Below are 26353 nucleotides of genomic sequence, written 5' to 3'. Positions count from 1 at the left end.
TTATATCAGTGTTTGAAAACAAAGCAGAGTATCCACTCTCACCCTGCGGCACAGCCAGTAGCGGTTAATATCTTTTCAAATCCAAGCCCGGCGCGAGGATTCTGTAATTGATCATCAGTGGATACATTTGCGAATGTATCCATTTTTTTATTCATTTTTGGAGGGTAAAGCCATTAGCGAGTTATTTATTAACGAACAGATCAGAGCTAAAGAGGTCCGTGTAATTGGTATTGAGGGAGATCAGCTTGGAGTTATGCCTATTGCAGACGCCAGGAAGATCGCAGAAGATGAGGGTGTTGACCTTGTCATGATAGCTCCAACTGCTAAGCCGCCTGTTTGCAGAGTAGTTGACTATGGTAAGTTCAAGTATGAGCAGCTTCGTAAAGAGAAGGAAGCTCGTAAGAAACAGAAGACTGTTGAGATCAAGGAGATCAGACTTTCTCCCAACATTGATACCAACGATCTGAACACTAAAGTTAATGCAGCCAAGAAGTTCCTTGAGAAAGGAAACAGAGTGAAGATCACACTTCGTTTCCGCGGACGTGAGATGGCACACATGGGAGCCAGCGTTCACATTCTCACAGATTTTGCAGAGGCACTTTCTGATGTTGCGGTTGTAGAGAAGCAGCCTAAGGTTGAGGGACGTTCAATGACCATGTTCCTTGCCGAGAAAAAGAACTGATCATTAGCCATAAATATTTGGTTAAAGATAAATATGATATAGGTTAATACAGAGAAATCCGTATATCATAACTAAGCGTAGAGTATAGGAGGAAATAGCAATGCTGAAGATGAAGACAAAGAGAGCAGCTGCCAAGAGATTCAAAGTTACAGGCACAGGAAAGCTCATGAGAAACAAAGCGTATAAGCGCCACATCTTAACAAAGAAGTCCACAAAGAGAAAGAGAAATCTTAGACATGCCGGACTTGTTGACGCTACAAATGTAAAGACAATGAAGCAGATTCTTCCTTACGCATAATCTTTGCAGGAAGAAACTTAAGTCAGGTATATTTTTGATTATTTATAGGAGGATTTAAAGATGGCAAGAGTTAAAGGCGCATTAAATGCCAAGAAGAAGCACAATAGAGTACTTAAGCTCGCTAAGGGCTATAGAGGAGCAAGATCAAAGCAGTACAGAGTTGCTAAGCAGTCTGTTATGAGAGCACTTACTTCAGCATTCGCTGGACGTAAGCAGAAGAAGAGAGATATGAGATCTCTTTGGATCACACGTATCAACGCTGCAGCAAGAATCAACGGCCTTTCATACAGCAACATGATGCACGGCCTCAAGCTTGCAGGTGTTGACATCAACAGAAAGATGCTTGCTGAGCTTGCAGTTAACGATCCTGATGGATTCAAGACACTTGCAGAGCTTGCAAAAGAGAAGATCGCATAATATTATTGGAAACTTTTATTGAATAAATAGTTTTTTAATAGTAAAATTAAGGAGTCTGAAGATATAAATTCAGATTCCTTTTTTATTTGATCAAATGTTAAACGGAGGCGATACTATGGCACTTGAGAATTTACAGCCAAAGGAAGTATTTACATTTTTTGAGAAGCTTTGCAGCATTCCGCACGGCTCATATAACGTACAGAAGATCAGCGACTATCTCGTATCTTTTGCAAAGGAGAGAAACCTTGAAGTAGTTCAGGATAAAGAGCTTAATGTTATAATCAAGGCTCCCGGCAGCGCAGGATACGAGGATAAAGAGCCTGTAATCCTTCAGGGTCACATGGACATGGTGGCAGTTAAGGATGACAAAGCAGATATCGATATGAAGACAGATGGCCTTAGAGTCACAACAGACGGAGAATATGTCTGGGCAGAGGGCACCAGCCTTGGAGGAGATGACGGCATCGCAGTTGCATACTGCCTTGCTCTTCTTGATTCAAAGATTATTCCTCATCCGCCACTCGAGGTTGTTATAACAACCAATGAAGAGACCGGAATGGAAGGTGCTAATGCAATTGACCTCAGCGGCCTTAAGGGCAGGAAGATGATCAACATCGACAATGAGGTTGAGGGTCAGTTCATCACCAGTTGCGCAGGAGGAGCAAGATTCTACTCATACCTTCCTGTTAAGAGGCAGGCTTTCAAAGGTATAAAGCTCAAGGTAACAATTGACGGCCTTAAGGGCGGTCACTCAGGAGAGATGATAAAGTGCGGAAGAGGAAACGCCAACGTGATCCTTGCAAGAACTCTTTTGGAGGCAAGTGACGTATCTAAATTTGCCATTATCGACATGCACGGTGGGGTTGCCGATAATGCAATCCCTGCATCAGCAGTAGCAGATATTGTTGTTGCAGCAGAAGATGCATCAGCATTTGTAAAGAGCCTTGCAGGAACTCTTAATGACCTCAAGGGAGAGCTCGAGATCAAGGATCCTGATGTCATGATCAGCGTTCAGAATAAGAAGGCAGAAGATGCAGCTGCAATCGATGAGATAAAGAGCCTTCCTGAGACCGAGGAGATGGCTATAACTGTAGAAGATTCCTTAAAGGTGGTCTCACTTATCGCTGTAATGCCGGACGGAGTACAGGCCATGAGCGCTTCCGTAGAGGGACTTGTTGAGACATCTCTTAACCTTGGCGTTCTGAGCACAGAAGAAAACCGCGTAATACTGGAGCAGTCAGTAAGAAGCAGTGTTGAGACTTCAAAGGAGAATCTCCTTAGAAAGCTTGAGCTGATATCCGGCGGCTACGGAGCAGAGACTGTTATAAACAGCCGCTATCCCGGATGGAAATATAACCCCAGCTCTGACCTCAGAGAGCACATGGTTTCCGTATACAAAAAGATGTATGGCACCGAGCCCAGGATTGAAGCAATCCACGCAGGTCTTGAGTGCGGAATCTTAAGCGACAAGATAAAGGGGCTTGACTGCATCTCAATCGGACCTGACATGGATGATATCCATTCACCAAAGGAGAGACTCTCAGTTAAATCTACAGCCAATGTCTGGGAATTCTTAAAAGAAGTTTTGAAGTGATAAACAGGACAGTCGAAAAGGAGGCGTTACATGAATACCATCAGAAAAAGCATAATGGATGCTGTTGTTGATCTTTTCAACGAAAAGGGAATGAAGTTCACCATGGATGACATATCCAAGAAGCTCCACATCAGCAAAAAGACCATATACAAGGAGTTTGATGATAAGGACGAGCTCTTTTACGCAACTGTTGACTACGGGTTTGCTGCCATCAAGCAGAAGGAAGCAGAGATCATTGCAGACGACTCCTTAGACCTTATTGATAAGATTTCCAAGGTCATTGTATGTCTTCCCGACAACTACAGAAATATCGATTTCAGACAGGTTTATCAGCTCAGGGAGAAATACCCTGTTGTCTACAGCAGGATTGCCGGCAAGATCGAGACTGACTGGGAAGAGACCGAGAAGCTCCTGGCAGAAGCCATGGAGAAGGGTCTTATCAAGAACGTGCCTATCCCTGTAATCAAGCTTACCATCGAGGGCGCCATCGAGAAGTTTCTCAGCACACAGGAACTTGCAGGAACTCAGGTTACTTACGAGCAGTCTCTCAACAGTATGATTGATATTATTATGAACGGACTACGCGCCTGAGCGCTTTTTGGAGGAAAACAATGATTTACGCTGACGGACAGATATTTCTTTTACAGACCAAAAACACATCCTACATTTTCAGGAAGACTGAGACAGGTCATCTTGAGCACATCCACTTTGGAGGCTCCATCTTTTCTTCGGAGACCTACGCCCGCCTCAAGACGGAGATAGAGCTTGAGACCAGGGATAAAGAGCTCCTTGAAAAAACAGTTCAGGCCATGGCACCCAAGCATTTCAACGGCGGTGGTAACATGAACTATTACGACGATGAGCATGAAAAGTTCTGCCTGGAAATGATGGGCCTTGAGTTTTCATCCTTTGGAAAGGGTGACATCAGAGAGCCTATGATAGAACTATACTATCCCGATGGCAACACCACGGTAGATATGCTCTTTGACGACTATGAGATCAGAAAGGGTAAAAGAGCTTTAGAGACCCTTCCATCTTCCTACGATGATACAGACAGTGCACAGCAGCTTATAGTAAAGCTCTCCGACAAAGGATATGGTGCAAAGCTTGACCTTATCTATACCGTATTTCCCGACTGTGATGTGATCACAAGAAGTGCAGTCCTTACAAACGACGGAGAAGGCGATATAAGGGTTGAGAGACTTCTTAGCACCTCTGTTGACTTCTATGAGACAGGGCTTAAATTTACATCCTTCCATGGCAGATGGGCCTATGAAATGGGTAAATCAGAGTCTTTATGCAAGGCCGGCAAGGTGGTATCGGAAGAACTTGCTGCCGGAGAATCAGGCTCAAGGTCCAATCCCTTTGTTATTGTCAGCAGCCCTGATGCAGATGAAAACAAGGGCGAGTGCTACGGCTTTAACCTTATTTACAGCGGAAATCACTACGAAGCCCTCTCATCAAACGGCTGCAGCATAAGCAGGTTTGTTACCGGCATTCAGCCAACAGGATTCTCCTGGATTCTTTCAAAGGGAGAAAAGCTGGAGTCTCCCGAAGCTGTTATGGCTTATTCCAGCAAGGGATTTAACGGAATGAGCATAGGCATGCATGAGTTTGTAAGAAAGCATGTGGTAAGGGGCTCATGGCGCGACAAGGAGCGTCCGATCCTCATTAACAGCTGGGAAGCCAACTACTTTAACTTCAACCAGGGCTCTCTTTTGAATCTTGCAAAAGAAGCAAAGAAGTGCGGAATTGAGCTCTTTGTAATGGACGATGGCTGGTTTGGCGAAAGAAACGATGATCACAGATCACTTGGCGACTGGGAAGAGAATAAGAAAAAGCTGCCCGGCGGCGTAAAAGAGCTGGCAGATAAGATATCTGATCTTGGAATGCTCTTTGGAATCTGGGTTGAGCCGGAGATGGTAAACGAGGATTCCGATCTTTACAAGGCACATCCCGACTGGGCAGTAATGGTTCCAGGACATGCTCACACCAAGGGAAGATTCCAGCTGAATCTTGATCTTACAAAAACTGAAGTTCAGGACTACATCATAGATTCCATGAAAAAGGTCTTTTCCTCAGGAAAGATCTCTTACGTCAAGTGGGACATGAACAGGATATTCTCAGACCGCTTCTCAACAGGACTTCCTGCGGACAGGCAAGTCGAGTTCCAGCACAGATATTACATTGGACTGTACAGGATAATGAAAGAGCTGACAGAGAGCTTCCCTGATATTCTCTTTGAGGGCTGCTCTGCGGGCGGTAACAGGTTTGATCTTGGTATACTTTCCTATTTCCCTCAAACCTGGGGAAGTGATGACACAGATGCCTTTTGCAGGCTTGATATCCAGAGGGGCTACAGCTACGGATATCCTGCAAGCACTGTGGGTGCGCATGTTTCAGCATGTCCTAACCATCAGACTCTTGGAAATGCAACTCTTGAGACCAGGTTTGAGATCGCTGCAGCAGGATGCTTTGGCTATGAGCTCAATCTCTGCGACATGAATGACTCTGATAAAAAGATAATTTCAGATCAGGTGGAGTTCTACAAGAAGTGGAGAAAACTCTTCCAGTTTGGCGATTACTACAGACTCCCTGACGACGGATACATGATCGTTTCAAGGGATAAGAAAAAGGCCATTGCCTTTGCGGTGGAGAAAAAAGCTACTCCTAACTGTGATTACAGGTGCATAAGGACTCTTGGCCTTGATGATTCAAAAATCTACAATATTTCAAACAGGGTGGTTCCTCTTAGCGTAATGGACTTCGGAAGCCTTGTAAATACCATGGCTCCTGTACATGTTAAACAGGATGGTATCATTCACCACCTTATTGATAAGTTTACGAATTTCACCGGAGAAGAGCAGAAGGAGACAGCTACAGGAGCTTCTCTTAAAAACCGTGGACTCTCACTTAACGGCTCCTTTGCAGGAACCGGCTACAGTCCTGAGACCAGGATCATGAGGACCGGCGATACAAGGCTCTATCTCTTTGAAGAAGCTTAATCGCTGTAGCTTACGTCCATGTTTGCGATGACTTCGAAGTCGGGATAAGCTTCTTTTACAGCATTTATAGCGTTTTTAAACACATCCGTTTTGTTTGGTACGAAATCAACTACCAGATCAAAGCGGATGTTCTTTTTTTCAAAATCAACAAAGAATCCGTGCATCTGAAGGACGTTGTCAAAGGAGGAGACGATCTTTCTTACGTTGTTTCTTACTTCGGTAATCTTGTCATCTTTGGTATTTACGGAGTAGATACCGATGGAAATAATGGATACGTTGTGCTCCACATAGACTCTGTCCTGGATTTCTCTTGTTATCTCATCAATCTTGTCAGCAGTGAAGGTGTCGGGAATCTCGATGTGAACGGATGCCATTACACGGTCGGGACCATAGTCTGAAAATATCAGATCGTAGGCGCCCTGAACTCCGTCGACATCGACGATTGTCTTCTTGACTGCTGTTGATACCGCTGAATCAATACGCTCTCCGAGGATCTCGCTTATGGTGTCTCTTAACATTTCAAGAGCTGACTTTATCATGATGATAGCGATGATGGCTCCGAGGTATGCCTCAACGGAGAGGTGTGTAAATATAAAGATGAAAGCAGCCAGCAGTGTGGCTGCGGAAATGATGGAGTCAAATCTTGCATCGGTGCCTGATGCGACCAGGGATTCTGAGGATACCTTCTTACCTGTGTTTATGAAGAACTGACCAAGAAGGAGTTTGACCACAACGGCCACAGCTACGATGATAAGAGTAACAGTGCCGTACTGGGCAGGCTCTGGATGAAGGATTGATTTGCAGGACTCAACCAGTGATGTGATGCCGGCATAGAGCACGATGATTGAGATGATCATGGCGCTTAAATACTCAATCCTGCCATATCCGTAAGGGTGCTTTTTGTCGGGAGCCTTGCCTGCAAGAGCAGTTCCTATTATTGTGATGACCGATGAGAGGGCATCACTTAAGTTGTTGACTGCATCAAGAACGATGGCGATGGAGCCGGATATCATGCCTACTATCATTTTAAAACCGGCCAGAAGTATGTTTACCACGATGCCGATGATGCTGGTTCTGATGATGACTTTGCCTCTTGTAACTATCTTCGAATCTGCCATTTTCTATTACCTCACAATTGACTTTCTGTTTATGAATTGTACCATAGATTTGGATGGGTCATACCACAATAATACAAAAATATGATAAAATTAATAGAGTATGGGCGTATTTTTCTTATTTTGAGGGGCGAAAATGAAAAAGAGCATCACAGCAGGTCTTATAACCTTTATTGCAGCGCTGGCCATCACAACCGTGATCGCAATTGTATATATTACAACTGCAGCAGGCAACAGAAGGGAAAGGGCTGAGTTTATTGCGGAATCTGTTGCAGACAGAATAGAAGCTGAGATCCAGAGGCGTGATTATATAACCCGAATGCTGGAGATTGAAGTTTCAAGCAGTAAGGACGGTATCACCCCTGAGAAGTTTGCTATTACCGCCGATGAAGTGTTCAACGACTACATGGATATAGTTGACATCACTTTGGCACCGGGTGGGATAGTCAGCTACAAGTATCCGCTGGACAACGGCATTGCGGAGAGGGAAGATCTCTTTTCCGACGGTGTTGACGGCATCTATGCGGATTACAGCAAGATGAGCGGACTTGGAATAATCATGGCGCCTGTAACATTATCCGACGGAAGCTACGGCATCATACTCAGAAGACCTATCTATATGGGCGAAGTATCAGAAGAAAACTTCTGGGGATTTGCTTCAGTTAAACTCAATCTCTCAAGCTTTTTGTCCGATGTAAATATAAGAGCCCTGGTTGACGGAGGCTACGAATACAAGCTCCTCGGTGATAACCCTATCACCGGTGAGAACCGTATGATCATGGAGTATTCAGAAAAAGAGCTGGCATCTCCCGTATCGTCAATGATAAATACGGTAGGTGGCAGTTACTGGACACTTCTTATTTCTCCGACCAGCAGCTGGATGAATCTCTATGAGATAATAGGTGCTCTGGCAATCGCAGTTGTTATCAGTGTCCTTGCGGCTCTGGCAGCAGCAGCTTACGTTTCGATGAAGGCATATTCCAAGGAACTTGAAGTTCTCTCTTACAGAGATGCTCTGACTAACATCAACAACAACAGAAGTTATCAGGAGCACATGGAAGAGCTCAGCAAAAAGAAGCTTCCATACGGCCTTATATTTATGGACCTCAATGACTTTAAACAGGTCAATGATACCTATGGTCATGAAGCCGGAGATACGCTCCTTAACATCGTTGCCAAGAGGCTTCAGAACAGTATAAGAGAGAAGGATAAGGCTTTCCGTATCGGCGGTGATGAGTTCGTTGTAGTTATCCATGGAACTCATGACAAGCAGTTCTATGAGGGCGTTATAGAAAGAATGCGTCATAATGTGGCAAGGGATGTAACCCTTAACAACGGTATCATCCTTAAGGTGTCCATTAGTGCCGGATTTGCACGTTGTCCTGAGGACGGAGCCAAGTTCGAGGACGTTGTAAAGAAGGCGGATGACGCAATGTACCACAACAAGAGAGCCTTCAAGGCTCAGAGAAACGGTGGCAGCAGAGCGGGGAATGCGCCATCGGGAAGATAATTAAGCGGAGAAAGGTAAAATGGCGGGAGGAAATTTTGACACAATCAACAGAATCTTTGACACCTTTGCGGTAACTTCAAGAAGCCGCTATGTCTATGTATATGACATGGAAAAGAATGTGTCCAGGTGGTCAGCAAATGCTGTTGATTATTTCGGTTTAACCGGGGAGTATGTATACAATGCAAGTTCGGTATGGGAGATCCGTATCCATCCCGACGATATAGACAAGTACAAGGAGTACATTAATGCCGCTTTTTCCGGACAGAAAGTTGATCCCAACTTTGAGTACAGAGCCAGGAACAAGAACGGCGAATATGTAATTTGCTCTGCAAGGGGCGTTGTGATAAAAGACTATGTCGGAAGACCTGTCTTTTACGCATGCTCTATCATAAATAAAGGTATCGTTGATAACAGCGATCCGATAACTCTTTTGCCAAATCAGTATGAGATGCTCAACTACATGAGGCAGCTTAAGGCTCAGATGAAAGAGTACTCAATCCTCATGATCAATTACATTGACTTTGGTGGCATCAACAGAAGATATGGCTATACCATGGGTAATACCATTTTAAGAGCAACAGCCCAAAGGCTGGTTGACGAGGGCAAGAACCTCGGAAGGGCCTTCAGGGGCGATGGAACTACCCTTGCTTTCATTTCGGATTCCATGAACATAGAAGAGATCAAGAAATTCTACGGGCGCATGAGAATCTACGCCAGAGAATCTCTTATGGTGGATGAAAAGAAAGTAGGAGCAGAGCTTGCAGGTGGCGTTATCGTCTCGACAGATCATAACGTAGATGAGCATTCAATCTACACCAGCGCCAAGTACGCTCTTGATTATTCCAAGACCCAGAAGCACGGAAATCTCATTATTTTCCACAACGATGCACTGGATAACAATAAGAGCAGTATTGAGCTTGTAGACGCAGTCAGAAACAGCGTTTTAAATAACTTTGAAGGGTTCCACCTTGAGTATCAGCCAAGAGTATCCTCTGTGGGCGGTAAACTTGTAGGAATGGAAGTCTTTGTAAGATGGAGCAAGGAACCATATGGAGAGGTGCTTCCTTCTGAATTTGTGCCCTGGCTTGAACAGGATCCGGTGTTCTATTCGCTGGGTAATTGGATTTTAGAGAAGGCACTCACGGATGCCCTTGAGATCAGAAAGAACAACAAGGATTTCTATGTAAGTGTAAACCTTGCATTCATGCAGCTTGAGAGATCCGAGTTCAGAACAACTCTCCTTGATATCCTTAGAAAGACAGGTTACCCTGCAACAGGTATCTGCCTTGAGATGAGCCAGTCCAGCAGCAGACAGCTCTCCATGGAGCACTTAAAGAGTCAGATCGAGTTCATGAAGTCCTGTGGCATCAAGATTGGAGTTGATTGTTCGAGCTTCTCGGCTCTTGATATGGTTAAGAGTCTTCCGGTTGATATCGTGAACCTCTCGCCGGCTCTTACAGGAGTGGTTGCAGATAACCTCACCGTCAAATACATGATCGAATCCATCACCTCTTTTACCCACAGACTGGGTATTAGAACGTGCTTTTCCGGCATAGAGGATCAGGCGACAGATGCAATTGCAAGGCAGTATCCTGTATCTGAGCTTATGGGTTACTACTATGGTAGACCTTGCAGAATAGAAGATTTTAAGAAACTTGAGCTGCTTGGACAGTAAGTAAGTCCTGCAGCCGGAGGAATAGATGAGCAGGTTGTTTCGTTTCGTACAAGATAATGATGTGCTTAAGTCTTTTGAGGAGTTCAAGAATTCCGTACTCCTTGAAAGGCCTGTTGTTATTGCGCGCAACGGGGACTATACGCTCTTCCTTCGCAGAGTATCCGATGATGAACTGGAACTTACAACCGAGAATACCAAGAAGAGCCAGGTTACTGCCAGCAGGACCTATGTAGTCTCTGATACGACAAAAGAGCTTGTGGCAAGAGGCACAAGACATGCCTGCCAGAAGATGTCGGAACTTTCTGATGATGATGTAAACAGAAAGAGGCTTCAGATCTGGAAATGGTACATCATGGACTGGCAGCTGGAATATAAATCCAATACAAAAGAGCTTGTTGAAAAAGAGCTTCACTGGCAGGAGGATGTAAATGATAACAGGCAGGAAATCCTGGATATGGAGTCCTTCCTCCACGGGGATTACCTAAACCTTGGAAATACTCTTTCTCTCATAGACAAATATCTGGCTGATGATGAGAAACACAAGGAGGAATTTCGAAAGTTTGCCATCGAAGATATCATGGAGATGACAAGTGAAGATACCAGGGACAGGTCTCTTGCCGAAGCGGAGCAAAAGAGGCAGGAGGACGGTGTTAAGAAACACACCTACAGATTCACCGTCAGCGTGGAAGCAAGCGACAAAGAACACGCAAGAGCAGCACTGCTGCGGTATCTGGCGGGAGACGACAGGATCAAGGTGCAGAAATAATAAAAAAAGTCTAAACCACTTTATAAACTTTTAATGGTTTAACGTAAAAAAGTGTGGCTTATTCTCTATCTTTTAGGGGGTATAAGAGATATAATGTACCCATTAAATGAAATTTTATTGTGAAAAGTTAAGGGTTGAGGGGCCTTTTTATTTCACCGGTCATTTCATTTAAAATCATATTTCTTATGAGATGGAGGAATTGAATATGAGACGTTCCGCAAAGAGCAGACACAAAGTTAGCCAGAGCAGCATCGCAATCATGGCAGACGCAATCAAGGCAAAGGAGCAGAACCTTTCATACGGCAAGTTCAAGGCGCTAGACCTTCTTGGAGCCGGAAGTATGGTGGATGAAGACGAGACATCAGAGTATGCAGTACACAGCTCAACACTGGTTCGCAAAACTGTACACGCTGAGGAAAAGAAAGCAGTTGCTTACGTTAAGGTAAGAGCAGTATAAACCTTAAGAGCACAACTGAATACAGAATAAAAAATGGGAAGGACCTTTAAAAGGTACCTTCCCTTATTTTTGCTTATTTACTTGGAGAGCTTGCTCTCTCTGTAGATGATATCTGTTCTTGCAGGGCCGTTACTTACCATTGTGATAGGATAGCCGATGTGATCTTCGATGAACTCGATGTACTTTCTGCAGTTCTCAGGGAGATCTTCGTAGTTCTTGATTCCTCTGATGTCGCATTTCCATCCGGGAAGAGTTTCAAACACGGGCTTTGCCTTGTCAAGGAGGTGAGTTACAGGGAACTCTGTTGTAACCTCTCCGTCAATGTCGTAGCCAACGCATACAGGAATCTCATCAAGGTATCCTAAAACGTCAAGTACTGTGAAGGCAACATCTGTTGTGCCCTGAAGTCTGCAGCCGTACTTACTTGCTACGCAGTCATACCAGCCAACTCTTCTGGGACGTCCGGTTGTTGCGCCGTACTCGCCGCCGTCACCACCGCGTCTTCTGAGTTCTTCAGCTTCATCACCAAAGAGCTCTGATACGAAAGCACCTGCTCCTACAGCTGATGAATAAGCCTTGGATACAGTAACGATCTGCTTGATCTCGTAAGGTGGAATACCTGCACCAATCGCACCATATGCTGCAAGAGGTGAAGAACTTGTAACCATAGGATAGATTCCGTGGTCGGGATCCTTCATGGTTCCGAGCTGACCCTCAAGGAGAATTGTCTTTCCTTCCTTGATTGCCTCATCAAGATAAAGAGATACATTTCCAACATACTCTTTAACCTGATCTCTCCATTCAACGATCTGATTAAAGAGAGCTTCCTGATCGATAGGATCTGAGTGATAGAGATTAACAAGAAGAACATCCTTGATCTCTGCGATCCTTGCGATCTTCTCTTTGATAACATCATCATCCTGGAAGAACTCGTTTATCTGCCAGCCGATCTTAGCAAACTTATCTGAATAGAAGGGAGCGATACCTGACTTGGTTGAGCCAAAGCTCTTACCTGCAAGTCTTGCCTCCTCAAGTGTATCGAAGAGTACGTGATAGGGCATCATGACCTGTACTCTGTCAGAGATCATGATCTGTGGCATCGGAACGCCCTTTGATGTGATCTCATTAAGCTCTTTCATGAACTTTGTGATATCAAAGGCAACACCGTTACCGATGATATTCATAATGTGCTGGTGGAAAACGCCTGAGGGCATTGTGTGAAGTGCAAATTTGCCATAGTCGTTTACAATTGTGTGTCCAGCATTGGCACCGCCTTGGAAACGGATAACTACGTCCGCCTTGTCCGCGAGGGTATCTGTGATCTTACCTTTTCCCTCGTCTCCCCAGTTGGCACCTACAACAGCTTTTACCATAATAGAAAGCCTCCTCATTACTTATATAGAAACTATGTTTCAAACCACATATAAATATATCCTATTAACGCGAAGAAGTAAAACGAAAGTTGCAAAAGTGACTGAAATGTTTATGTTTTTTCTTTATTTTATAAATATTTATACAATATTAAGATTCATTTGACGTAATATCGTTTAAAATATAAAGTACAGATTGTTGACAATTTCTTTTCCCCGATATATCAGGAGGACCCTTATGGCAAAGACAGGTGCTAAGTCAAGTGAGTTTGGCGGCGAAGGTTTCAAAAGACTTTCTGTCGCAGATAAGTTCAAAAAAGTATTCAACAATTTCCGAAACAATTTAATAGTTATCTTTGTGGTAATTTTTATAATTGACCTTGTGGCCGTTAGCAATCTCGGAAATATATACAAGGTTTATTATGAGCAGAACAGTCAGCAGGGCGAAATAAGGATCACGATCCAGGCTCTTGCCAAGTACTATCTCTGGGCTATGAACGCTGTTGATGCTGCGGACAGAGACGAGCAGCTTGCAGGTGCTCAGGAGAAGATCGATGAAATGAATGATGGTCTTGATACACTTGCAAAAGTGTATAAGGGAGATCTTTCTACAGCCCGTGCTCATGTTGCAGACATTGATAGCGCAGATGAGAAGTTAAAAGAGCTGATGAACTCCGGAGCTCCCAGGGAAGAGATTTATGCATACTATGTTGGCACCGTAAATGAAGCCATCAAAGTAGTTGTAAAGGATTTTAAAGAGATAGGACTCTCAGCCAAGGCTGAAGCCAAGAAAGCATATATGCTATCCCTTGTAATGGTCAGCGTAATGACACTCATTGCACTTGGAATTGTTATCTATGCTCTTATGTATTCAAGGAATGCAAGAGGAGCTCTTACCAAGGGCATCCTTGGACCTATAAGTGCCATCACAGCCGCAGCTGATGATATGGCTAAGGGTAAACTGGAGGTCAATATCCAGACAGACTCAGAGGATGAGCTCGGCAAGCTGGCAGGTGATCTTCAGGAATCCACAACGGTTATCGAGAGTATTGTAAAAGACATTGATGAAACCCTGAGGAGAATGTCCGGAGGTGATTTCTCCACCGGCTCACAGAACGAAGAACTGTACATCGGAGACTACGAAGCAATAAAAAATGCCTTCGCTGATATTTCAGAGAATCTCTCAAGCACACTTCTTGAGGTTAAGAATTCTTCAAGCCAGGTATCCCAGGGAGCAAGCAACATGTCCCAGGGTGCATCGGACCTTGCAGAGGGTGCCACAGATCAGGCAGCTGCAGTAGAAGAACTTACAGCTTCAGTAAATTCAATTACAGAACAGACCAAGCAGCTTGCTGAAGTTGCCGAAAAGAGTAAGAGCATGGCAACGGAAGTAATGGATAATGCAGACATGAGTGCCCGTAAGATGCATCTTGTAACGGATGCCATGACCAGGATCACAGAAGCTTCTGCAGAGATCGAGCAGGTAACCAATTCCATCGAAGCAATTGCCAAGCAGACATCACTCCTTGCCCTCAATGCTTCCATCGAGGCAGCAAGAGCGGGTGAGACAGGAAAAGGCTTTGCGGTTGTTGCGGATCAGATCGGAAAGCTTGCTGATCAGAGTAGTGAAGCAGCTAAGAATACACATCAGCTCATCGCTGATACCATGGATGAGATCAGTAACGGAAATTCAGTAGTGGCTGAGACCACAGAGGCTCTTGATGCAATGAGAAACAGTGTCGAGGAGATCACTCAGATGATCGTAGAGACCGGAGATCTTGCAGAGCAGCAGGCTCAGAGCATGGACGAGATCGACAGAGGAATCGAGATGATATCCAATGTAGTTCAGAGCAATTCTGCTACAGCAGAGGAGTCCAGTGCAGTATCCTTAGAGCTTTCTGAGCAGTCAGAGTCACTGAATAATCTGATCGGACAATTCACAATAAACGGCTGATAAGATCAGCCTTTATAAGACACTAAAAGGCCCTTTGCGTATGGCCCTGCTCCTGCGCGAGGGGTTTTGTCTTATCATTGTTTACCTCCGAGTGTATAATTAAGCTTGGAGGAGACAATGATATGAATATAAGACGAGCAGAAAATAAAGATATAAAAAGAATCCTTGAGCTATTGGGGCAGGTACTTGAGATTCATGCAAACATCAGACCTGACATATTCGTTTCGGGTACGACCAAGTACAGCGAAAATGATCTGAAAGAAATGATGCTTGATGACGAGAAAACTATTTTCGTGGCAACAGATGAGAGAGATACGGTTCTGGGCTATGCGTTTTGTCAGCTGAAGAACCCCGCTTTTACCAGCACCATGGTTCCACATAAATCTCTTTTCATAGACGATCTGTGCGTTGATGAAAACGCCCGCGGACAGCATATTGGGGAAAAGATATTTGAATATGTCAAAGACGAGGCCAAAAGGCTTGGCTGCTATGAAGTCACCCTAAATGTATGGAAAGGCAATGAGTCTGCAGAACATTTCTATGAAAAGATGGGAATGACCACGAAAGAAAGAATGATGGAGATTATTCTTGATGAGAGAAAGATTTAAAGACTATCTTAAAAAGCAGATTGAATCCTACCAGGGAATAGCATTTCCCATAAAGGCAAGCCCTTTGGAGCGCTTTTTTACGACCAAGGCAGACGTGATGAAGCTTCATCCCAATCCCGATGATGAGTTCACAAAACCTGAGGTAGGACCCAGCGATCGTATCATTTCGGAGTATGAGCAGTTCTTTAGAAGAAATGTTGATCTTTATAAGGAAGAACCTCTTATTATCGAGAAGATGCATCCCGACGGATATATGCTTATAAACGGCCATCACAGATGGGCTGCCTACTACACTGTGGGCAGGAGGAGAGCACCGGTTAAGCTGGTAAACCTTACTCATGATGCCGATATCAAGGAAATGCTTAATGGCGCAGTCCATGACAAGATAGTTTCTTTTGACCTGGACGAAGTTGTATTTACGACAGGGTACGATGGCAAACTTGAGAAAAAGCTGATGTTTCCTTTTAATCGTTTCTTTAAGGAAGACATAAGGCTTGGTATTCCGGCTCTTTTCCATTATCTGTCCAAGTATGGCTATGATATTTGGGTATTTACTGCCAAGTACTATTCCATGGACTACATCCGTAATTACTTTAAGCGCTACCATGTGAAGGTCAACGGTATTGTGACCGGTACTGAGAGGCAGAAATCCATCAGCTCGATGAGTAAGACCGATCTTGATAAGATGATCGCCGAGAAGTACAAATATACCATGCACATCGACAATGATTCTGTTGTCAGGATCAATACAGTCACAAAGGAATTCGAAGATTTTGAGATAGACAAAGAAAAGGGGAACTGGGCCGATCAGGTCATGAAGATCGTCGGAGGATTCGATGAAAAAAAGCAGGAATAATGAAGAAAAGATGAGGGTATCCTTTGATCTTGATGAAGTTCTTTTTGTGTACCCCAAGACCCATAAGACTGAGCCGGAGCTTAAGTTTCCGTTCAATAAATACTACAAGGAAAGACTGCGCCTGGGAACGCCGGAGCTTATCAATACCCTGCAGGAGCTTGGGTATGAAGTGTGGGTATACACATCATCTTTTCGAAGTGAGAAATATATCAAGGGGCTCTTTAAGCACTATGGTGTCAAATTTGATGGTATAATCAACGGAAACAGGCATCTTAGGGAAGTGCAGAAAAACAGCTCGCAGCTTCTTCCGCAGAAAGTACCCAGCAGATACAGGATATCCCTTCACATCGATGATGAAGCCATCATCTGCACGCAGGGCAGAACATTTGGGTATGAAGCCTATCAGCTGGATGGCCCTGATGATGACTGGAAGGAAAAGATAATAAAATTTGCCGGAGAGGTAAGACACAGAAAAGAGCTCCGGGAGGGGATAAACGATGAAGACCAGGTGGACGGTAACTAAAAAGAGTGTACTCAGTATCAGTATATTTGCGCTGATACTCAGTGCTCTTATGTGCCTCAGCGGATCTTATATATTTAATCGCGCAATACAAAAAGAGTATAACGACAAGGGATATGTTATAGCGAATATAATTCTGGATGAGATAGATCACGATAAGATAGCCGAATATACCACTACCTGGAGAGGTGATGACTATTATAAAGAAATGTCGTCTTACCTAAGAGGTATGCAGCAGCACACGGGCGCAGCTTATATTTACATTATGGTTCCCTATGAAGATGGAACCATGCGCTATATCTACGATCCTGACACCTTTATGGGGGATACGGATCCCATAGCTGCTTCCTTTGATGAGATATGGACAGCTTATAAAGAGGGAGTAAGGCCCCAGAGTTATCTTGTCAGAAAGTCCAAGAAATACGGATATTTAACTTCCAGCTGTATGCCGGTTAAGGACAGCAGCGGAAATGTGGTGGCTCTTTTATTTGTTGACACATACATGGAAGTTATTCTTTCAACACTATACAGCTATATCTTTTACATGATAATAATAGCTCTGATACTTCTGGCTTTGTATGTTGTCTTTAGCTATATTGCTCTGAAACAGAATCTGATAGGGCCTCTGCTCACCATAAAGAATAACGTCAGCAGCTTTGCCAGGAACAATGCGCAGCCCGACGATACTCTGGATACCATTAAGACCAGGGATGAGATGCAGGATCTTGCCGAAGAGATCAGCAGCATGGAAAAAGATATTGTGAATTATATTGACAGTATCAAGACCATCACAGCTGAGAAGGAGAGGATCAGCGCAGAGCTGGACGTTGCAGCCAAGATCCAGTCGGATATGCTGCCAAGTGATTTTCCTCCTTTCCCGGACAGAAAAGAGTTTGATATCTATGCGACCATGGACCCTGCCAAGATAGTAGGTGGAGACTTCTACGATTTCTTTTTCCTGGATGATGACCATCTTGCTATAGTAATGGCAGATGTATCAGGTAAGGGAATTCCGGCAGCTCTTTTCATGGTAAATGCCAAGACCAGTATCAAGAACAGGACCCTGAACGGAGGCAAGCTCTCTCCATCACAGGTGCTCTATGATGTCAACAATCAGCTGTGCGAGGGCAATGATGCAGAGTTGTTTGTAACAGTATGGCTGGGAATTCTGGAGATCTCGACAGGAAAAGTTGTGGAAGCAAATGCAGGTCACGAGCACCCGGCTGTAAGAAAGGCCGGAGGAGAGTTCGAACTTGTAAAATACAAGCATTCACCTGCGGTTGCTACGCTTCCGGGCCTTAAGTTCAGAGAAAACGAGTTTACCTTAGACCCCGGAGACAGCCTCTTTATTTACACAGATGGTGTCACTGAAGCTACCAATTCCGAGGATAAGCTCTTTAAAACTGACGGACTTCTTAGGGTTCTCAACAGTGAACCCGATGCGGATGCAAGGCGCATGTGCGAGATCGTTGCCAAAGGAATCGATGAATTTGTGGGCGATGCTCCGCAGTTTGATGACATCACAATGCTTGGTTTTAAATATCTTGGCAATAAATAATTTATAGTGTATTATATTCCCTGGCATTAACGGTTTTAATATTTATGCGAGGAATATGTACTATATGAATGAGAAAAAGGAAACAAAAACATATAAGAGGGTGCTTGCCTGGGTTGGAATCGTTCTGCTCGTAGGCATGTACCTTCTTCTTTTATATGAAGCACTTACAGGTTCACCGGATACCTACAATGTATTTATTGGCTGCGTTGCAGCGACCATCGCTGTGCCGATACTTCTGTGGCTCCTTATCTGGGCTATCGGAGTATTTACCGGAAGACATACCGTGGCCTCTCTCGATGCCATGACCAGCAACAAGAAGCATGACAAGTACGGAAATGTAGTGCCGGATAGTGAGATCGATACTGTTGTATTTGATATAGGAAACGTGCTCACAACCTTTGCCTGGGATAAGTTCCTTGAGAACAAGGGATATGATAAAGAGATGGTCGAGAGAATGGGCAGGGCATCTGTAAACAGTGATGACTGGGTTCAGTTTGATATAGGAAACCTTACTACGCAGGAGATTGCCCAGAGATTTGCGGACAATGATCCTGAGATAGGTGATGAGCTTAAGAGTGCTTTTTCGGATATCAAAGATATCGTTATAAAGAGAGAAGAGACTATACCATGGATAAAGGCACTTAAGGCAGCAGGCTACAGGGTACTGGTTTTATCCAATTTCAGCAAGCAGGCTCTTGAGGGCTGCAAGGATGCCATGGCTTTCCTTGATTATGTTGACGGAGGAATCCTTAGCTACAGAGATCATGTGGTTAAGCCCGACCAGGCTATATATAAGCTCCTTATGGAGAGATATGATCTTGTTCCTGAGAAAACAGTGTTTATCGATGATACGCCGGCCAATATTAAGACTGCAAGAGAGCTTGGATGGCACGGTATTGACTATAAGACTTATGACCAGGTGGTGGAAGAACTCCATGGCCTTGGTGTCAGATATTGATTTAGATTAAGGAGTTTATGAATGACCAACTGTAATTCATGCGGAGTACCTCTTTCAGATGAGGACGCTTTTTGCCCTAACTGCGGAGCAGCTACGGGTAAGCCCAGGATACAGGCACCCAAGACTGTGATGGACATGGAGCCTGCTCCTGTATTTTTTCAGCCTGAAACTGTTCAGCAACCTGTTGTTCAGCAGCCTATAGTGCAGCAGCCAATGGTTCAGCAGCCAATGGTTCAGCCTGTAGCGCAGCCTGTTCTTACACAGGAATCAATGGATGAGTGGCAGCGCCAGGCGGCCATGAAGACAAGGAACCAGAACAGAGGATATGTCACAGCTATCAAGGTCATGCTTATAATTGCATGCATAGCAGGTGCAACAGCTTACCTGATACCTCTTTTATGGATGGTACCCATGACCGTTGTTGCATGGAAAAAGCTTGACAGAGCAGAGCCTCTTGGGCTTGCATTTAAGATTTTTACCTGTATTTTTGTAAGTAAGCTCGCCGGATTTTTCATGTTCATGCTAAAGGATGACTATCCGGGTTACGTATAATATTCGGGGAAAATCATCTGTACTTTTTTTGTGGTAATTGATATAATGATTTCTGACGGATTTAGTTGGAAAAATGGCGCAAAGCCAGAAGGGGAGCGGTGTTCAATGGGTTTCGAAAATGACGGAAGTGTCAATGAGAACAGCGTAGAGGATATAGTTTTAAGATATCGCCCGGAGCTTGATAAGATAGTTCCGTATCTGAATTGGCTTAAGGACAATGCAAGCAATGAAGTGGCTCAGAGCTATAACAACTCTGAACTTAAGTCCATGCCATTTCCGATATATGATTCTTCACTGCTTTCATTTGTAAAGGCGGCGCAGAATACAAACCTTATGGATCGCAACTATGTCTATGTATATTCAAGACATCGCTTAAATTCGGCCAAGGATGAGCTTTCATTCATTCAGGATGCGCAGATCACTGATATCGATGATCTTGCAGGTATCCTGTCCAAGTACATCCTTACCGGTATGACCAAGGGTACCGTTTGGGCAGAGGGAGTCCGTAACGGTGTTCTGTACAATGTGGTCAAGAAAATGGACGAGCTCGTGAAGTTTTGGGCTGTGAAAACTTGCTGAGGTTTTTGGAGGAGAGATGGGAGAGAAGTCAGTCCAGAAGAAAAAGTACATTCTTGAGAAGGCCAGAACGGTCTTTTCCGAAAAAGGTTTCAAGAATGTAACTATGAAGGATATTGTAGACGCCTGTGAAATCAGTCGTGGGGGTCTTTATCTCTATTTCTCCAGCACAGAAGAAATATTCCTTGCAGTTCTTGCAGACGATTCCTCAGAGGATGATGAAGAGGCAGTGGCCCTCGCACTTTCCGGTGATGCATCCGCCGGCGATATGCTCGCTCTTTTCCTCAAGGAACAGAAAAAAGAAATCCTTAGAAAAAAGAATAATCTCACTGTTGCCACTTATGAGTTTTTCTCTCTTCATAAGGCACAGTCTAAAGATAATCCGCTGAAGAACCAGTTCGATACAGCGGTGCGTATTGTTGAAAAGCTCATAGAAAATGGCGTTGATAGCGGCGAATTCTATTGCGAGAACCCTGTTGGCTGTGCTCGCAATCTTATGTACGTGGTGGAAGGCCTCAAGATCGCCTCCAAGACCATCGGCGTTACAGAAGAAGCCATTGACAGAGAGCTGATGTATGTATTAGAGGGGTTAGTGCCCGATGAATTAAATAATTAATTTGGTTTAAAAAGTGCTTAGATGATTCTAAAGCACTTTTTTAATAAATAAGTAGTCAGGAAAGAGGAGATTTTATGAGCGCAGTAAGACGAATTTATGTGGAAAAGAAAGCCCCCTTCGCCGGAAAGGCCAAGGAACTGAAGTCTGAGATCAAAGGCTACCTGGGAATACGAAGTGTAGAACAGGTAAGGATCTTTATCAGATATGATGTTGAGAACATATCTGATGAAGTCTTTGAAAAGGCCTGCAGAACCGTATTTTCAGAGCCCCCTGTAGACATCCTTTACAGAGAGGAGATCGAGATCCCGGATAATGCCAAAGTGTTCAGCATTGAGGCACTTCCCGGACAGTTCGACCAGAGAGCTGATTCCGCAGAGCAGTGCGTGCGCTTTATTAAGGGCGACGAGAAGCCTGTTATAAAGACAGCTGTAACCTACATGCTGATCGGCAATGTATCTGATGAAGAGCTTAAGAAGATCCAGGATTACACCATGAACCCTGTTGATTCAAGGATCGCAGCAGATACTAAGCCCGAGACTCTTGTTGAGAATTATGACGAGCCCGAGGATGTAAAGATCCTTGACGGCTTTAAGGATATGCCGGAAAAAGAGCTTGAGGAACTCTATAAGTCTCTCGGCCTTGCCATGACCTTCAACGACTTTAAGTGGATACAGCAGTATTTCGTATCTGACGAGCACAGGGATCCTACAATGACAGAGATCAGGGTTCTTGATACATACTGGTCAGACCACTGCCGTCACACCACTTTCGGAACAGAGCTTGTTGATGTGGAGTTCGGCGATGGATTCTACAAAGAGCCGATCGAAGGCGCTTACAAAGACTACCTTGCAGCAAGAGATGAGCTCTATAAATCAGATGACAAGAAGAAAGAGAAATTCATTTCCCTTATGGATATTGCGCTCATGGGAATGAAGAAATTAAAGGCAGACGGAAAGCTCACAGATATGGAAGTATCTGAGGAGAACAACGCCTGCACAGTTGTTGTACCTGTTGAAGTTGACTACGGACAGGGACCAAAGACAGAGAACTGGCTTGTATTCTTTAAGAATGAGACACACAACCATCCTACAGAGATCGAGCCTTTCGGTGGCGCTGCCACATGTCTTGGCGGTGCTATAAGAGATCCTCTCTCAGGAAGAGGTTATGTATATCAGGCTATGCGTGTAACAGGTGCTGCAGATCCTACAGTTCCCGTTGCTGAGACCATGAAGGGCAAGCTCTCACAGAAGAAGCTCGTAAGAGGCGCTGCATCCGGCTACTCATCCTACGGTAACCAGATCGGTCTTGCAACCGGCTATGTTAAGGAAGTTTACCATCCCGGCTATGTTGCAAAGCGTATGGAGATCGGTGCTGTAATGGGCGCTGCTCCTCAGGAGCACGTTATCAGAGAGAGCGCAGATCCCGGTGATATCATCATCCTCCTTGGCGGACGCACAGGAAGAGACGGCTGCGGCGGAGCAACAGGTTCTTCCAAGGCTCATGATTCTAAATCACTTACCAGCTGCGGAGCTGAGGTTCAAAAGGGTAACGCTCCTACAGAGAGAAAGCTTCAGAGGCTCTTCAGACGCCCTGAAGTAAGTGAGCTTATCAAGAAATGTAACGACTTTGGTGCCGGCGGAGTTTCAGTTGCCATTGGTGAGCTGGCTCCGGGTCTTGATATCAACCTTGACCTTGTACCCAAGAAGTATGCAGGTCTTGACGGAACAGAGCTTGCTATCTCAGAGTCACAGGAGAGAATGGCAGTAGTTGTTGCCAAGAAAGATACAGAACAGTTCCTTGCATATGCTGCAGAGGAGAACCTCGAGGCAGTAGAAGTTGCGGTTGTTACCAAGGAGCCAAGACTTGTTCTTAACTGGAGAGGCAAGAAGATCGTAGATATAAAGAGAGAGTTCCTTGATACAAATGGAGCTCACCAGGAGACCAAGGTCAAGGTAGAGATTCCTTCCAAGGAAGATAACTACTTTGAGACTATAGCAAGTGAGGGTGCCAAGGCTGCCCTTGCGGAAGGCGATGTTAAAAAGGCATGGCTCTCTGAGATGAAGGACCTCAATGTATGCTCACAGAAAGGTCTTGTTGAGATGTTCGACTCCTCCATCGGAGCCGGCTCAGTTCTTATGCCTTACGGTGGTAAGTACCAGCTCACAGAGACACAGACCATGATCGCTAAACTCCCTGTTCTTGCAGGTAAGACAGATACAGTAACCATGATGAGCTACGGCTTTGATCCATATCTTTCAAGCTGGAGCCCATACCACGGCGCAGCCTTTGCTGTAACAGAGTCCGTGGCAAGGATCGTTGCAAGCGGCGGTGACTACAGAAACCTTCACTTCACATTCCAGGAGTACTTCAAGAGAATGACAGAGGATCCCACAAGATGGAGCCAGCCTTTCACAGCACTTCTTGGTGCATTTGAGGCTCAGCTGAAGTTCGGCATCGCATCCATAGGTGGTAAGGACTCAATGTCAGGTTCCTTTAACGAGATAAACGTTCCGCCCACCTTGGTTTCTTTTGCAGTAGACGTTGCAAGCCTTAAGGATGTCATCACACCTGAACTTAAAAAGAGCGGCAATAAGCTTGTTCAGTTCGTTCTTCCTAAGGACAGCTTCGATCTTCCTGATTACGACAAGGTTTGTGCACTCTTTGGTCAGGTAAAAGAGCTTATGGCAGCCGGCAAGATCGTTTCAGCTTACGCAGAGGATGCCTACGGTATCGCAGCAGCAGTAAGTAAGATGGCCTTCGGTAACGGTCTTGGAGTTAAGATTTCAGATAATATTTCTGCAAAAGAGCTTTTTGCCAACGATATGGGTAACATTATTGCCGAAGTTCCTGCAGAGTTTGCAGCTGATGCCCTTGCAGTAAGCGGAGCAAGAGAGATTGGTGAAGTAACAGATAACGCTAAGTTTGAGGCATGCGGAGCTGTTATCGAGCTCTCAGAAGCTCTTTCAAACTGGAAAGAGAAGCTTGAGAAGGTATTCCCTTCTACAGTTTCAGAGGATAAGAGCGAGGTTAAGTCAGACCTCTTTAAGGCAGATAGCATCTATGTTTGCAAGAATAAGGTAGCTAAGCCTACAGTATTTATCCCTGTATTCCCTGGAAGCAACTGCGAGTACGATTCTGCAGAGGCCTTCAGAAGAGCAGGAGCTGAGACAAACGTTAAGATCTTCAGAAACAGGGATGCACAGGACATCAGAGAGTCTGTTGCAGAGTTTAAGAATGCAATAAACAATGCTCAGATCATCATGTTCCCCGGCGGATTCTCAGCAGGTGATGAGCCTGACGGAAGTGCCAAGTTCTTTGCAACAGCCTTCCAGAACGAGGAGATCAAGGCAGCAGTCGAGGACCTTCTTGATAACAGAGACGGACTTGCACTTGGTATCTGTAACGGATTCCAGGCTATGATCAAGCTTGGTCTTGTACCTTACGGACATGTAACAGGACAGACTGAGAATTCACCTACACTTACATTCAACACCATCGGAAGACACATCTCCAAGATGGCATACATAAAGGTTGTTTCCAACAATTCACCATGGCTCTCAGGAGCAGAGCTCGGCGGAGTTTACACAAACCCTGCTTCTCACGGTGAAGGAAGATTTGTTGCACCTGATGATGTCCTTAAGGATCTCTTTGCTAAGGGACAGATCGCAACACAGTACTGCGACCTCGACGGCAACGTAACAATGGACGACGAGTGGAACATCAACGGATCTTATATGGCTGTTGAAGGTATCCTTTCACCCGACGGCCGCTGCCTCGGCAAGATGGCTCATTCCGAACGCCGCGGCGATGGAGTAGCCATTAACATCTTCGGCGAGCAGGATCTGAAGATATTCGAATCAGGCGTAAGGTATTTCAAATAATACGCAACGGCCGGGCCCACATAATTTATATGTGAGTCTCGGCATGCCGGGCACTGCACTGAGCCCAGGGCATCAATCGCTGCGTGCATAGGCACTTACGATTGATTGGTCTCAGCTCCGTGGCATGAAATCGCCTCACATATAAATTATGTGGGCCCGGCCGTTGCTTACGTATTGGATATATCTACGTTTTGATGCGTATAGCAACAGTTAGTTACGGATAGTTTTAGTTTCACTGGAGGTTTTGTTTTAATGAAAGCTTTTTTGATCTTAGAAGACGGAACGGTCTTTGAGGGAAAGCATATTGGAGCTGATAAGGAAGTTGTCAGCGAGATTGTGTTTAATACCTCGATGACCGGATATACGGAGGTTTTTACAGATCCATCGTATGCCGGACAGGCGGTATGTATGACATACCCATTGATCGGCAATTATGGCGTATGTCTGGAGGACATGGAGTCCGAGAAGATTTGGCCGGATGCAGTTATTGTAAGGGAAATGGCCAGGGTTCCTTCCAACTTCAGATGTGATATGAGCCTGCAGGAGTTTTTGGAGAAGTATGAGACTCCCGGTATCGAGGGAATCGATACCAGAAAGCTGGTAAGGATCCTCAGGGAAAAGGGTACCATGAACGGGTACATCACAACCAATGAGAATGTGACCTACGACAGCATCAAGGACAAGCTCCATGCATATACAACAGGAGACGTGGTATCCAAGGTTTCCTGCAAGGAAAAGGTAAGACTGTTGGCACCTAATCCGAGAGGCGAGAAGATTCCGAAGATTGCCAAGGAAGAGAATGGCAAGGGACTTAAGGTTGCTCTTCTTGATGTGGGGGCCAAGAGGAATATTTCAGATGCGCTCCTGGCAAGAGGGTGCGAGGTTACAATCTATCCTTACAACACCACAGCAGAGGAGATCCTTGCTGATAAGCCCGATGGAATCATGCTTTCAAACGGCCCCGGAGATCCCAAGGAGTGCACGGGAGTCATTGAAGAGATCAAAAAGCTTTACAATTCAGATGTTCCGATCTTTGCCATCTGCCTTGGACATCAGCTCATGGCGCTGGCAACAGGAAGCGATACCTACAAGCTGCATTATGGCCACAGAGGCGGCAACCATCCGGTAAAAGACCTCTCTACAGGCCGTGTTTATATCTCATCACAGAACCACGGCTATGTAGTGGATACGGACAAACTGGATAAAACAGTGGCAGAGCCAGCCTTTATGAATGTCAACGACGGCACCAATGAGGGTCTTAAATATGTGGGCAAGAACATCTTCACGGTTCAGTTCCATCCGGAAGCATGCCCCGGACCTCAGGATACAAGCTACCTGTTTGACCGTTTTATTGACATGTGTCGCGCTTAAGCTTTAGTAGGAAG

General features: G+C 44.9%; 23 protein-coding genes. 21 read left to right on the top strand and 2 right to left on the bottom strand.

Annotation, left to right across the window (positions count from 1 at the left end):
- Positions 1–133 precede the first annotated feature (133 nt).
- The 6 genes from infC (at position 134) to G633_RS0108365 (ending at position 5996) form a co-directional block, all read left to right on the top strand.
- Complete coding sequence (infC, locus tag G633_RS0108390; RefSeq protein WP_051200056.1) at positions 134–682, top strand: translation initiation factor IF-3; 549 nt, start codon at positions 134–136, stop codon at positions 680–682.
- A gap of 100 nt (positions 683–782) precedes the next feature.
- Positions 783–980, top strand: a complete 198-nt coding sequence (gene rpmI / locus G633_RS0108385; RefSeq protein ID WP_022764511.1) for a 50S ribosomal protein L35 — start codon at positions 783–785, stop codon at positions 978–980.
- Between the two features lie 60 nt (positions 981–1040).
- Positions 1041–1397, top strand: a complete 357-nt coding sequence (gene rplT / locus G633_RS0108380) for a 50S ribosomal protein L20 (RefSeq protein WP_013280184.1) — start codon at positions 1041–1043, stop codon at positions 1395–1397.
- Positions 1398–1512: 115 nt separating this feature from the next.
- Entirely contained in the window at positions 1513–2991 is a 1479-nt protein-coding gene (locus tag G633_RS0108375) for an aminoacyl-histidine dipeptidase (protein ID WP_026519640.1), read from the top strand.
- A gap of 30 nt (positions 2992–3021) precedes the next feature.
- Positions 3022–3582, top strand: coding sequence for a TetR/AcrR family transcriptional regulator (locus G633_RS0108370; protein WP_026519639.1), 561 nt, complete (start codon positions 3022–3024; stop codon positions 3580–3582).
- A 20-nt stretch (positions 3583–3602) separates the two neighbouring features.
- Positions 3603–5996 carry an alpha-galactosidase gene (locus G633_RS0108365; protein WP_026519638.1) on the top strand — a complete coding sequence of 798 codons (2394 nt, stop codon included), beginning with the start codon at positions 3603–3605 and terminating at the stop codon, positions 5994–5996.
- Here G633_RS0108365 and G633_RS0108360 read toward each other — a convergent pair.
- The gene (locus G633_RS0108360; RefSeq protein WP_022769458.1) at positions 5993–7114 is read right to left on the bottom strand and encodes a cation diffusion facilitator family transporter; all 1122 of its coding nucleotides are present in this window, start codon (positions 7112–7114) and stop codon (positions 5993–5995) included. The genes G633_RS0108365 and G633_RS0108360 overlap by 4 nt on opposite strands.
- 133 nt (positions 7115–7247) lie before the next feature.
- Here G633_RS0108360 and G633_RS0108355 point away from each other — a divergent pair, with 133 nt between their 5' ends.
- The 4 genes from G633_RS0108355 (at position 7248) to G633_RS0108340 (ending at position 11519) form a co-directional block, all read left to right on the top strand.
- On the top strand, positions 7248–8621 hold the full coding sequence (locus tag G633_RS0108355; RefSeq protein ID WP_022769459.1) for a sensor domain-containing diguanylate cyclase: 1374 nt from the start codon (positions 7248–7250) through the stop codon (positions 8619–8621).
- Between the two features lie 19 nt (positions 8622–8640).
- A complete protein-coding gene (locus G633_RS0108350; protein ID WP_022769461.1) occupies positions 8641–10296 on the top strand; it encodes a sensor domain-containing phosphodiesterase in 1656 nt (551 codons plus the stop codon).
- 25 nt (positions 10297–10321) lie between these two features.
- Complete coding sequence (locus G633_RS0108345) at positions 10322–11062, top strand: hypothetical protein (RefSeq protein WP_022769462.1); 741 nt, start codon at positions 10322–10324, stop codon at positions 11060–11062.
- 205 nt (positions 11063–11267) lie between these two features.
- Positions 11268–11519, top strand: coding sequence for a hypothetical protein (locus G633_RS0108340; protein WP_022769464.1), 252 nt, complete (start codon positions 11268–11270; stop codon positions 11517–11519).
- Between the two features lie 77 nt (positions 11520–11596).
- On the opposite strand, the gene G633_RS0108335 is transcribed toward G633_RS0108340, so the two are convergent.
- Complete coding sequence (locus G633_RS0108335) at positions 11597–12892, bottom strand: adenylosuccinate synthase (RefSeq protein WP_022769465.1); 1296 nt, start codon at positions 12890–12892, stop codon at positions 11597–11599.
- A 235-nt stretch (positions 12893–13127) separates the two neighbouring features.
- Here G633_RS0108335 and G633_RS17855 point away from each other — a divergent pair, with 235 nt between their 5' ends.
- The 11 genes from G633_RS17855 to G633_RS0108280 all read left to right on the top strand — a co-directional run bounded on the left by G633_RS17855 (position 13128) and on the right by G633_RS0108280 (position 26339).
- Entirely contained in the window at positions 13128–14843 is a 1716-nt protein-coding gene (locus tag G633_RS17855) for a methyl-accepting chemotaxis protein (RefSeq protein WP_022769466.1), read from the top strand.
- 122 nt (positions 14844–14965) lie between these two features.
- Positions 14966–15451 (top strand): GNAT family N-acetyltransferase, encoded by a 486-nt coding sequence (locus tag G633_RS0108325; RefSeq protein WP_022769468.1) that lies wholly within the window; start codon positions 14966–14968, stop codon positions 15449–15451.
- Positions 15435–16307, top strand: coding sequence for a ParB/RepB/Spo0J family partition protein (locus tag G633_RS17850; RefSeq protein WP_022769469.1), 873 nt, complete (start codon positions 15435–15437; stop codon positions 16305–16307). Before G633_RS0108325 ends, G633_RS17850 begins: the two co-directional genes overlap by 17 nt.
- Positions 16288–16830 carry an HAD family hydrolase gene (locus G633_RS0108315; RefSeq protein WP_022769471.1) on the top strand — a complete coding sequence of 181 codons (543 nt, stop codon included), beginning with the start codon at positions 16288–16290 and terminating at the stop codon, positions 16828–16830. The genes G633_RS17850 and G633_RS0108315 overlap by 20 nt, the downstream gene beginning before the upstream one ends.
- Positions 16805–18385: a PP2C family protein-serine/threonine phosphatase gene (locus tag G633_RS19255; protein ID WP_022769472.1), complete on the top strand. Its 1581-nt coding sequence runs from the start codon at positions 16805–16807 to the stop codon at positions 18383–18385. The genes G633_RS0108315 and G633_RS19255 overlap by 26 nt, the downstream gene beginning before the upstream one ends.
- A gap of 64 nt (positions 18386–18449) precedes the next feature.
- A complete protein-coding gene (locus G633_RS0108305; RefSeq protein ID WP_242838849.1) occupies positions 18450–19343 on the top strand; it encodes an HAD family hydrolase in 894 nt (297 codons plus the stop codon).
- A gap of 21 nt (positions 19344–19364) precedes the next feature.
- Positions 19365–19895 (top strand): zinc ribbon domain-containing protein, encoded by a 531-nt coding sequence (locus G633_RS0108300; protein ID WP_022769475.1) that lies wholly within the window; start codon positions 19365–19367, stop codon positions 19893–19895.
- A gap of 105 nt (positions 19896–20000) precedes the next feature.
- Positions 20001–20474: a hypothetical protein gene (locus G633_RS0108295; RefSeq protein ID WP_022769476.1), complete on the top strand. Its 474-nt coding sequence runs from the start codon at positions 20001–20003 to the stop codon at positions 20472–20474.
- A 16-nt stretch (positions 20475–20490) separates the two neighbouring features.
- Positions 20491–21087: a TetR/AcrR family transcriptional regulator gene (locus tag G633_RS0108290; protein ID WP_022769478.1), complete on the top strand. Its 597-nt coding sequence runs from the start codon at positions 20491–20493 to the stop codon at positions 21085–21087.
- Positions 21088–21161: 74 nt separating this feature from the next.
- Positions 21162–24968, top strand: coding sequence for a phosphoribosylformylglycinamidine synthase (locus tag G633_RS0108285; RefSeq protein ID WP_022769479.1), 3807 nt, complete (start codon positions 21162–21164; stop codon positions 24966–24968).
- Positions 24969–25220: 252 nt separating this feature from the next.
- Complete coding sequence (locus G633_RS0108280) at positions 25221–26339, top strand: carbamoyl phosphate synthase small subunit (protein ID WP_026519635.1); 1119 nt, start codon at positions 25221–25223, stop codon at positions 26337–26339.
- The last annotated feature ends 14 nt before the right edge of the window (positions 26340–26353 follow it).

Source organism: Butyrivibrio sp. FCS006, from assembly GCF_000424525.1.
GTDB lineage: Bacteria > Bacillota > Clostridia > Lachnospirales > Lachnospiraceae > Butyrivibrio.
This window is presented reverse-complemented; position numbering and strand designations above follow the sequence as displayed.

Bases quoted from the DNA above. Each gene is read 5' to 3' on its own strand.
- G633_RS17855 (WP_022769466.1), top strand. From the start codon at position 13,128: ATGGCAAAGACAGGTGCTAAGTCAAGTGAGTTTGGCGGCGAAGGTTTC.
- G633_RS0108285 (WP_022769479.1), top strand. From the start codon at position 21,162: ATGAGCGCAGTAAGACGAATTTATGTGGAAAAGAAAGCCCCCTTCGCC.
- G633_RS0108375 (WP_026519640.1), top strand. From the start codon at position 1,513: ATGGCACTTGAGAATTTACAGCCAAAGGAAGTATTTACATTTTTTGAG.
- G633_RS0108350 (WP_022769461.1), top strand. From the start codon at position 8,641: ATGGCGGGAGGAAATTTTGACACAATCAACAGAATCTTTGACACCTTT.
- G633_RS0108365 (WP_026519638.1), top strand. From the start codon at position 3,603: ATGATTTACGCTGACGGACAGATATTTCTTTTACAGACCAAAAACACA.
- G633_RS0108340 (WP_022769464.1), top strand. From the start codon at position 11,268: ATGAGACGTTCCGCAAAGAGCAGACACAAAGTTAGCCAGAGCAGCATC.
- rpmI (WP_022764511.1), top strand. From the start codon at position 783: ATGCTGAAGATGAAGACAAAGAGAGCAGCTGCCAAGAGATTCAAAGTT.
- G633_RS17850 (WP_022769469.1), top strand. From the start codon at position 15,435: ATGAGAGAAAGATTTAAAGACTATCTTAAAAAGCAGATTGAATCCTAC.
- G633_RS0108315 (WP_022769471.1), top strand. From the start codon at position 16,288: ATGAAAAAAAGCAGGAATAATGAAGAAAAGATGAGGGTATCCTTTGAT.
- G633_RS0108305 (WP_242838849.1), top strand. From the start codon at position 18,450: ATGAATGAGAAAAAGGAAACAAAAACATATAAGAGGGTGCTTGCCTGG.
- rplT (WP_013280184.1), top strand. From the start codon at position 1,041: ATGGCAAGAGTTAAAGGCGCATTAAATGCCAAGAAGAAGCACAATAGA.
- G633_RS0108355 (WP_022769459.1), top strand. From the start codon at position 7,248: ATGAAAAAGAGCATCACAGCAGGTCTTATAACCTTTATTGCAGCGCTG.
- G633_RS19255 (WP_022769472.1), top strand. From the start codon at position 16,805: ATGAAGACCAGGTGGACGGTAACTAAAAAGAGTGTACTCAGTATCAGT.
- infC (WP_051200056.1), top strand. From the start codon at position 134: ATGTATCCATTTTTTTATTCATTTTTGGAGGGTAAAGCCATTAGCGAG.
- G633_RS0108295 (WP_022769476.1), top strand. From the start codon at position 20,001: ATGGGTTTCGAAAATGACGGAAGTGTCAATGAGAACAGCGTAGAGGAT.
- G633_RS0108370 (WP_026519639.1), top strand. From the start codon at position 3,022: ATGAATACCATCAGAAAAAGCATAATGGATGCTGTTGTTGATCTTTTC.
- G633_RS0108335 (WP_022769465.1), bottom strand. From the start codon at position 12,892: ATGGTAAAAGCTGTTGTAGGTGCCAACTGGGGAGACGAGGGAAAAGGT.
- G633_RS0108345 (WP_022769462.1), top strand. From the start codon at position 10,322: ATGAGCAGGTTGTTTCGTTTCGTACAAGATAATGATGTGCTTAAGTCT.
- G633_RS0108300 (WP_022769475.1), top strand. From the start codon at position 19,365: ATGACCAACTGTAATTCATGCGGAGTACCTCTTTCAGATGAGGACGCT.
- G633_RS0108290 (WP_022769478.1), top strand. From the start codon at position 20,491: ATGGGAGAGAAGTCAGTCCAGAAGAAAAAGTACATTCTTGAGAAGGCC.
- G633_RS0108280 (WP_026519635.1), top strand. From the start codon at position 25,221: ATGAAAGCTTTTTTGATCTTAGAAGACGGAACGGTCTTTGAGGGAAAG.
- G633_RS0108325 (WP_022769468.1), top strand. From the start codon at position 14,966: ATGAATATAAGACGAGCAGAAAATAAAGATATAAAAAGAATCCTTGAG.
- G633_RS0108360 (WP_022769458.1), bottom strand. From the start codon at position 7,114: ATGGCAGATTCGAAGATAGTTACAAGAGGCAAAGTCATCATCAGAACC.